Origin of the sequence: Streptomyces sp. NPDC019890 (assembly GCF_044903445.1) — a bacterium.
Lineage (GTDB): Bacteria > Actinomycetota > Actinomycetes > Streptomycetales > Streptomycetaceae > Streptomyces.
On sequence record NZ_JBJDQK010000097.1, the window covers coordinates 1 to 1,202 of the forward strand.

General features: G+C 66.3%; 1 protein-coding gene. It reads right to left on the reverse strand.

Annotated features, from left to right (window positions below; genetic code table 11):
* Positions 1–861 precede the first annotated feature (861 nt).
* Positions 862–1,098 (reverse strand): hypothetical protein, encoded by a 237-nt coding sequence (locus ACI2LP_RS34460; RefSeq protein ID WP_404728476.1) that lies wholly within the window; start codon positions 1,096–1,098, stop codon positions 862–864.
* Between the last annotated feature and the right edge of the window lie 104 nt (positions 1,099–1,202).

Below are 1,202 nucleotides of genomic sequence, written 5' to 3' on the forward strand. Positions count from 1 at the left end.
GTCCGCAGCCCCAGTCGCACAGCCAGATCACTCGCCGGCCCGCCGGGACCGCCGGTCGCCCAGCCACTGACCGCGTCCCGGAACGCCCGCATCTCCGCCATGGAGCGAGTCTGCACCTCCAACGACGGCACAGCACGGGATTATTCGACGGCCCCGCTCGACATGACCGGCCCCCTCGTCACCTGGGCAGCCATCACCCTCAAAATCCGCCCATCATCTGCGGCACCGAGCCCTGCGAACCACCAAACGCCCGTCACCGAACGTCACTCCCAACGCAGATCAATACGGTTGACCTTTGAAAACAGGTACCTTGAGAAGCACTTGGGGCCTTGTGGTGGGACGATGGCTGCGCTTCTCCCGCAGGGGGCACCGACGTGTCTGTCGAATCCAAGGACGATCTGTACGCGGCGATTCGCCGGGACCACCGCGCAAGGATGTCAATGCTCGCTCTGCAGGCTCAGATACATGCGCTCGGTATCGGAGCCGTCCTCGGATGAGGCTGAGGTGTCGGGCAGACCCGACATTCAGATCGATGCCTTGCTGTTCCGGGCATGCCACATGCACACCATCATCGGCCACGACCTGCCAGCCCGGTGGGGGTCGGTTGATCGGCCGGCGGCTCGTGCCATGACCTGGAGGGCAGGACGGTCTGTTCGTTCAAAGGAGGTGACCGCAGACCATCACCCCGCGTGCCGGCGGACGCCTACGCCTCCGTGTTCCGCTTCGGCCGCCTCGACGGCGAGCCCCCGAGGCGATGTGCGCAGTACGGCGCGGGGGCCGGGGCGTGCACGGTGCCGGCCACGCTGAGCACCGCGCTGTCCCGCGACGAACTCCTGGCCCGGGTGGCAGCCCCGGAGGCGGTCACATCTCCGGCAGCCCGCGCTCCCGGCAATAGCGCTTCCACATGCTTGCACCCACAAGGGGCATCCAGGCGACACCGCAGCCCATGAGGAGAAGCGCTGTCATGACCCCCGCGTCGTTGTCACTATTGAGCCACCACACCGCCAAGGCCAGCGGCCCACAAATGATCAGTGGGCCCAGCAGCCACCAGATCAGGTAGGTGCGCAGTATCTCCCCGCCCGAGGGGCGTTTCCTCATGTATGGCGTATTGAGTGACCGATGTGCTGCCGTTGCCGTAGGACGTGTAGGTCGACTCACCGAGGGTCAGGCGATGGCGGCGCAGAGGGACCACCGGCAGGAAG

Excerpts from the sequence above, each read along its gene's own strand:
- ACI2LP_RS34460 (WP_404728476.1), bottom strand. The coding sequence starts at position 1,098 with ATGAGGAAACGCCCCTCGGGCGGGGAGATACTGCGCACCTACCTGATC.